Here is a 7,676-nt window from a genome sequence, read left to right on the forward strand (position 1 = left end):
TTGGAGGTACTCAGGCGGCCTGATTATCAAATCACGGAGAAAGAATTGCTGGCGGCCTGGGTATTATTCGCCAATCAGTTGCTCAAATATGGCTATGCTATGGCTGATTTATGAGGGGATCCTTCAGAGCATAGCCTGCTCATCTTTAAACGATACGATTACAAGAGACTTGTTTACAGGAAATCCTATTTAAACAAGCCATAACCGTTCTTTTTGTAAATTGGACGACTAGCTCTTGGCAATCATCCTGATGGTTCACTCCCCCACATTCGAAACAGAGAGTTAGCGGTAAGTAACCCCATTCAGCCATAGAAAAAGAAACATCATCCTGTCTACGTTGGCTAACTTAAGCATTTTCATTACACTAGCGTTCAAGTTAATTTCATATAGACCGCTTAGACCATGCCAGACTTTGCCTTACTCGCTGTTTTTATTCCGACGTTCTTTTTTGTTTCTATCACCCCGGGTATGTGTATGACACTCGCCATGACACTCGGGATGAGCATTGGTGTGCGCCGCACCCTGTGGATGATGCTCGGCGAGCTTGTAGGAGTTGCCTTGGTCGCTACAGCGGCAGTCATGGGCGTAGCTAGCATCATGCTTAATTATCCTGAGGTTTTTCAGGTGTTTAAATGGGTTGGCGGCATTTACTTAGGCTATATCGGTGTGCAGATGTGGCGTGCTCGAGGCAAGATGGCGATGCTCAGCGATGATGACACTAATCCAAGAGCCAGTAACTTTACCTTAATTTCACAGGGCTTTATTACCGCCATTGCCAACCCTAAGGGTTGGGCGTTTATGGTGTCGCTCCTGCCGCCCTTTATTAATGCCGAGCGCGAAGTCGCGCCGCAACTCCTTGCTCTACTGAGTATTATTATGGTGACAGAGTTTACTTCTATGTTGGCCTACGCTAGTGGTGGCAAAAGTTTGCGGATCTTTTTAAGTCGCGGCGATAACATTCGTTGGCTAAATCGTATCGCCGGCAGCCTAATGATTGGTGTTGGGATCTGGTTAGCGATGAGCTAATCAAACATGCCGTCTTGAGTCATATGTGCTTAGCACATCACTTTTTGTATAGCATCATTCGCGTCGCGCCAACGGATTTGTTGACGCGATGTTTTACGTTTATGGTGGCTATTGGCCTTTTTTATAGGGCAATACCTCACGCATCTGCTGCATATACACTTCCATTTGCGCAGCTTCCTCATCGGTAAAATGCGCAATCGCCCGCTTAAATTCAGGATGGGCAATATTGTGGTAGGAATAGAGCGCCACAGGCTCGAACCCTCGCAGTACTTTATGTTCGCCCTGCGCGCCTGCATCAAATAGACCAATGTTATGGGCGATGCAATATTCGATGCCCTGATAATAACAGGCCTCAAAGTGCAATCCCTCAAGCTCGACAATACTGCCCCAGTAACGGCCAAACAGGCACGTCTGCCCTTGCTCGTTGCGGCCCGTAAAATACAGCGCGCCCGCAATCATCTGCCCTTTTGCATCACTTACCACCAACAGCATAATCTGCTCGGCTAAACGCTCGGCGATCATGTTAAAAAATGTCGGAGTTAAGTAGCCGCGATGGCCGGATCGTTTAAGGTAGGTTAGTTGATAACATTCAATAAAATGCTGCCATTGCTGACTGCTAATCTCCGCTCCCGCAACAAACTCATATTGCAAACCATAGGGCTGTAATTGGGCGCGCTCCTTAAGGATATTTTTGCGCTTACGGGAGGTGAGCGCCGCTAAAAAGGCTGCAAAATCTTTATAGCCACGGTTATACCAATGAAACTGAGTGCTTAGACGCCGAAGGGCGGTGTGATTCGATGCCTCAGTAAATAGTGCTTGCTGCGAAGACGAGACAAATAAACTATGCCAAGAGGACATAGGCGTATCCGCATCCGCATTCGCTAATTGCCCATTTAAACAAGACAATACGGCAAGACTTAGCTGCTGCGCCTCCTCTGCCAAAAGCGTAGGCGACAGCCCCATCCGCCGCCCTTGCACTGGGGTAAACGGTATGGCATTTAATAATTTAGGATAATATTCAAGACCATGACGCTCATAGGCCTGCGCCCATGCCCAATCAAACACATATTCGCCATAGGAGTGGGATTTTTGATAAAGCGGCATCAATACCAGCAGCGGTAAAGCCATAAAATCTGCGGCATCTTTTGGACTAATGATTACAGTATCAGGCGCTAATTCTTGTGCAAATTCACTGCCGGTGGCGTCGAAAACACACAGATGATGTGGACGCCACCCCGTGGCGGCGCAGGCCGATAAACTTTGCTCTAAGCTCAGTAAATAGGCATGTCGGACAAAGGGATTATCCCTCCCCATCAAGCTATCCCAATTATCGGCGTCAATACTCTGCACCGCGCTGGCAAAGGCCAAAATCAGTTGTCTCATGAGTTGAATTCTTATCCGTTAAACACACTAAGCCAAGATCCAAGGTTGCAATTAAGCCTAATTCTCGGCACATTGCATAGTCATAATGAAAATAAATTCAGGATTGAATATGCGCCGCGCAGTACCTTTTAGACCTCTAATTCTCGCCATCGCCATGGCACTGCCTTTATTGTCTTCGCCCACTCTCCATGCTGAAGAGCCTTCGATTTTCAGCCAAATGGCCACGGCACAACCCGTATGGGCAAAACATGGCATGGTCGCCAGCCAAGAAACCTTGGCCAGTCGCACAGGGGTTGAAATCTTGAAACAAGGCGGTAATGCCGTCGATGCTGCGGTGGCGGTGGCATTCAGTTTAGCGGTTACCTTACCCCGTGCTGGCAATATTGGCGGCGGTGGCTTTATGCTCGTTCATCTGGCCAAAGAAAATAAAACTATCGCTATCGATTATCGGGAAATGGCGCCATCAAAGGCGAAAAAAGACATTTTCCTCGATGAGAATGGCGATGCGGTGACTAAATTAAGCCGTGAACATGGCCTTGCTGTCGGTGTACCTGGCACCGTAATGGGCATGAGTTTAGCCCTTGAAAAATATGGCACGATGACCATGGCACAGGTCACAGCGCCCGCCATCAAAATGGCACAGGAAGGGATTAGCGTTAGCCCAGATTTGGCGGTATCCCTTGCAGGCTTAAAGCGCCGCATGAGTCAATGGCCAAGCACAGCAGCCATCTTCTATAAGGCCGACGGTAGCGACTTCCAAGTGGATGATATTTTAAAGCAGCCAGAACTCGCCCACTCCCTGCAACTCATCGCCGAGAAAGGCACCAAAGGGTTCTACGAAGGTGAAACCGCAGAAAAGCTGGTTAAGGCCGTGCAAGAAGCTGGCGGTATCATGACCTTAGAAGATCTAAAACACTACAAAGCTGTTGAGCGTGAACCCGTTCGTGGTCAATACCGAGGATATGAGGTGGTTTCGATGCCACCGCCATCTTCAGGTGGTGTGCATATTATTGAAATGCTTAATGTGTTGCAGCAATTCCCTATCGATAAATTCGGTCACAATACGGCGCAAACTATCCATGTGATGGCTGAAACCATGAAGCATGCCTACGCCGATCGCAGCGAATACTTAGGCGATCCCGATTTTTATAAAGTGCCCGTCAAACAACTAACGGATAAGGACTACGCCCAAAAAATTGCCAGCCAAATTGCCCTGAACAAAACAACGCCAAGCGAAGAAATCAAACCCGGTAATCTAGCGCCCTATGAGAGTGACCAAACCACGCACTTCTCGGTGGTCGATAAATGGGGTAATGCGGTGTCCAACACTTACACCTTAAACTTCAGCTACGGCTCGGGCTTAGTCGCCAAAGGCACGGGGATTTTACTCAATAACGAAATGGATGATTTTTCCGCAAAACCAGGCACCCCTAACGGTTATGGCTTAGTGGGTGGCGATGCCAACGCGGTGGAAGGTAATAAACGTCCATTAAGTTCAATGAGCCCCACCATAGTGATGAAAGACGGCAAACCCTTCTTAGTAACGGGCAGCCCAGGCGGTTCACGCATCATTACCACCACGCTGCAAATCATTATGAACGTAATTGACCACGGCTTAAACATTGCCGAAGCCAGCAATGCTGCGCGGGTACATCACCAGTGGCTCCCCGATGAACTGCGGGTCGAAACCAGCCTGAACCGCGATACCATTTCATTACTCGAAGCCAAAGGCCATAAGGTGAAAGTGCAATCAGCCATGGGTAGCACTCAATCCATTATGGTGACAGACCAAGGGATATTTGGCGCCACCGATCCCCGTCATTCAGGTAGCGAAGCCGTCGGTTACTAATCGCTGATTGGCATACAAGTGATATGTAATAAAGGCATGGAAGCAATGAATTGGAGATAAGGCCAAGCGCCCGGTTTGATTAAGAACATTTAAACTAAGTCGCGGATATCGATTATCTCTGCAAGGATCGGGCAAACCAACAAAGCAAAGTGGTTATTTTCAGCGAATGTTGAACCTTACGACCACCTAGTTATGTGAATCCCGTGTCGTAATAGACACGGCATTTACAGCTCTAACTTACAGGAATGATTATTTAAAAGTTATAGCTTAGGTTTAACTCAATATTCCGTGGTTCACCGAAGAAACCTTGGTTGTAAAAATCAATGCTGGAGTAATATTTTTTATCAAATAAGTTATTGATATTTAGTTGAACTTTAGCATCGTCTGTCAGTTGATAGCTTGTCATCAGATTGACTAGATAATAGCTATCTTGCTCGGAACGCTCGCCATTGGGACCTGCGTCATCTTTGTAAATTTTACTCTGCCAGCTTAAGTTACCACCGACTGTCAGATCCGCGAGTGCACCATCAAAGTGATAAAGCGAGGATAAACGAATCAGATCCTTCGGTAGATGAGTGCTAAAGGCTGCCCCGTCTTGATCTTCCGATGTACTATGGGTATAGCTGAAAAACAGATCCCAATCTTCTACTGGTCTACCGTTTAACTCAACTTCATAACCTTGGTTACTGGTTCCGTCCACTCCACGCATTGGATAGCTACCATCTGGTAGAGGTGTGGGATAATTTGGGTCACGTTCTGCCACATTTTCCTTTTGCACTTTAAATACGGCAATACTGGCGGTCAGTTTCTCATCGAAGAAATCCCCTTTCGCACCCAGTTCTATATTATTTCCGGTCATGGGATCTAATCGCTTATTGTTCGCGTCTTTTGCATCCTGTGGCTGGAAAATTTCGGTATAACTGGTGTAAATCGAGATGCTATCGTTCAGGTTGTATATAAGGCCCGCGTAGGGCGTAAAAACATCGCTATTGTTGTAGTCAGCCGCCGCGTTTGATTCAAACTTATATTGGCTAATGCGGCCACCCAGTAACAACATCCATTGATCATGTAAATTAATTTGGGTCGCGAGATAGGCCCCTTTTTGAATTTCCTCACCTTCTTGATAGATTGGCGTCGACGGATAATTAGGTTCGGCAACTGAGCCATCCCATTCGAAGAAGTTACCAATACTTATGCTATTCAATGGGTAATAGGAATCTGCGGTTGTGTCTTGCTTAGAATACAATAAACCCGCAGTCAATTTATGCTCGCGGCCAAAGAGCTCAAATGGCCCTGAGGCAAATAGTCGTGCTGCATCTTGTTTACGGGTCGATTGATAGATCATCGCCGATGCCCCCATTCCTAACCCTGTCGTTTTATCCGGTGCGCCATAGAGATACAGCAAGTGTCCGTCCATCTCATCTTCACGATGTTCGACGTCAAATTTAAGGTCCCAATTATTATCAAAATCATGTTCAAGCGTGGCAAAGACATTCGCGCCATTCCGTTGCCAACTCGACCAAGAGGCAGCCGTTGTGGTCGAGCGAGGGAGATCATTGGCCAAACTGCCATCAGCATAAAATAGCGGCAGACCACCCCAAGTTGAGCCTTTTGGATCTCGGTCACTGTAATCGGCACCTAGGGTAAATAAGGTACTGTCACTGAGTTTTGCCGTTACAACACCATAAATTTGGAGGTTTTCATCTTCGGCAAGATTAATGTAACTATCTGATTTCTCATAGGCAGCGGCAAAACGAGCCTGCACAGCACCACTGTCCGTCACATCAACAGAGGCATCGCCTTCAACGCGGTAGCTATCCCATGAACCGACTTTTGCGCTGACATAGCCGCCAGGTGTCGCTTTAGGACGTTTGCGGATAAGGTTAATTGCCGCCGATGGTTCGCCCGCTCCTGTTAAGAGTCCCGTTGCTCCACGGACCACTTCGACGCGGTCAAATAATATAGTGTCAGTTGAGGCGTCATTAAAGAAACTCGAATAGTTAACGGGCACACCATCAAACTGGAAATTAGTAATCGGATTACCACGAGAGCTAAAGAAATAGCGGTTGGTTTCAGCTTTTTGAGCATAAATGCCAGGGGTTAAAAACATTAAGTCCGCAACACTATTAAGTGAGAAACTTTGAATAAACTCTTGATCAATAATGGTAACGGATTGTGGCGTTTCCCGCAGAGTTAAAGGTAACCCTGTTGCCGTTGCGGCCTTATCTAAACGACTTCCCTTGATACTGATGACCTCAATATTAGTCGCGGACTTGTCTTCACTTGCGTAGGTGCTTGGTGCGAATAAAAAACTCGCAATGAGTGTAGCTAACAGCGTTTTTTGCATCATGATTCCCCATCATTGTTGTTTGAGAGATGCATTTTAATTGAAAATAATTATCAATACACACAATTGATAACAATTCTCATTACATTTACACTCTGAAATTCGTAAAATGCTGGGAACATCACATGCTGAAGGCGGGCCTCAATGTTGGTTTATGTAGCATGGCTAGCTAGATCGCCATCAAGATCTTATTCGATACTCTCTGTTTTACGGGCGTTTAGGATTCGCTCAGCAATAGATGAAACTCACCTATTGCTTACCGCCATGCGTTCAATCCTTATGAATAAGATTGACTTAGCATTAACTCACTCTATATTATCCAGCTCTAACATATGAATTAAAAAGGAATTTATTGTGTCAATGTTCTTGCTGATTTTGCTGTTGCTCTTCGCTAGCATGATGTTTTTCGGCATATTGAGTTATTCACTCGGTCGCAAAAAAACGACAAATCCTAAGCTCACAGGGATGCTAGGCGCGATACTGGGATTATTCCCGTTATTGGGCGTTATTTTCTTGATTGTCTTAGTGCTAAAAGCTGATATCACAACCCCGAGCATCCCCCTGGAATAGTCACAAGCTCTAGTTAATACAGTTAACTGTTCAGGATTTATTCCAACAGTTAATTTAGAGCGAAAATATTATCGCAATGAGTTGTTTCGCCAGAAGAACTCTTCAAGAGACAGTTGAATTTGTGTTGGTTTCAACTGTCATTTCGGATGCCGATCTTAAAGAAGATACTGACTCGCTTTGGGACAAAAGCGTGTCAGGGAAGTCGGCTGTATCAGGTAATTTCGGATAAAAATTTCTATGGATTAACGCCGTATTAAGGTGTGGGCAACGCTACCGCTTAACTAAACCATACCACTGTAAACATAAAAACCAACGATGGAATGAAAAATGCGAAGCGTGGAGAATCACTCTCAAATGCTTTGTTAGTTTTTTGAGGTAGTGTTCATAATTCTGTGTCATTTCAGTAAAATATTCAAAAACAGGAATGACACATGACCCAACCTTTTAACTTCGAACAAGCCCTTAAAGATCTGCAATCAGGTAAAAGCCTCACAGGTAAAG

At 45.8% G+C, this 7,676-nt stretch carries 5 protein-coding genes; 3 read left to right on the forward strand and 2 right to left on the reverse strand.

Annotated elements, in window-relative coordinates; genetic code table 11:
• The first annotated feature begins 402 nt into the window (after positions 1-402).
• Positions 403-1,026, forward strand: coding sequence for a LysE family translocator (locus tag AEA42_RS16495; protein ID WP_047536748.1), 624 nt, complete (start codon positions 403-405; stop codon positions 1,024-1,026).
• 108 nt (positions 1,027-1,134) lie between these two features.
• Here AEA42_RS16495 and AEA42_RS16500 read toward each other — a convergent pair whose 3' ends face one another.
• Entirely contained in the window at positions 1,135-2,409 is a 1,275-nt protein-coding gene (locus AEA42_RS16500; protein ID WP_055648304.1) for a GNAT family N-acetyltransferase, read from the reverse strand.
• Positions 2,410-2,518: 109 nt separating this feature from the next.
• On the opposite strand from AEA42_RS16500, the gene ggt reads away from it, so the two are divergent.
• A complete protein-coding gene (ggt, locus tag AEA42_RS16505) occupies positions 2,519-4,258 on the forward strand; it encodes a gamma-glutamyltransferase (RefSeq protein WP_047536744.1) in 1,740 nt (579 codons plus the stop codon).
• 253 nt (positions 4,259-4,511) lie between these two features.
• Here ggt and AEA42_RS16510 read toward each other — a convergent pair whose 3' ends face one another.
• Positions 4,512-6,605: a TonB-dependent siderophore receptor gene (locus AEA42_RS16510; protein WP_055648305.1), complete on the reverse strand. Its 2,094-nt coding sequence runs from the start codon at positions 6,603-6,605 to the stop codon at positions 4,512-4,514.
• A 354-nt stretch (positions 6,606-6,959) separates the two neighbouring features.
• Between AEA42_RS16510 and AEA42_RS16515 the strand changes: the two genes are divergently transcribed.
• Positions 6,960-7,175, forward strand: a complete 216-nt coding sequence (locus AEA42_RS16515; protein WP_156143182.1) for a hypothetical protein — start codon at positions 6,960-6,962, stop codon at positions 7,173-7,175.
• Positions 7,176-7,676: the final 501 nt, after the last annotated feature.

The organism is Shewanella sp. Sh95 (assembly GCF_001308045.1).
GTDB lineage: Bacteria > Pseudomonadota > Gammaproteobacteria > Enterobacterales > Shewanellaceae > Shewanella > Shewanella xiamenensis.

Bases quoted from the DNA above. Each gene is read 5' to 3' on its own strand.
- AEA42_RS16495 (WP_047536748.1), top strand. From the start codon at position 403: ATGCCAGACTTTGCCTTACTCGCTGTTTTTATTCCGACGTTCTTTTTT.
- ggt (WP_047536744.1), top strand. From the start codon at position 2,519: ATGCGCCGCGCAGTACCTTTTAGACCTCTAATTCTCGCCATCGCCATG.
- AEA42_RS16500 (WP_055648304.1), bottom strand. From the start codon at position 2,409: ATGAGACAACTGATTTTGGCCTTTGCCAGCGCGGTGCAGAGTATTGAC.
- AEA42_RS16510 (WP_055648305.1), bottom strand. From the start codon at position 6,605: ATGCAAAAAACGCTGTTAGCTACACTCATTGCGAGTTTTTTATTCGCA.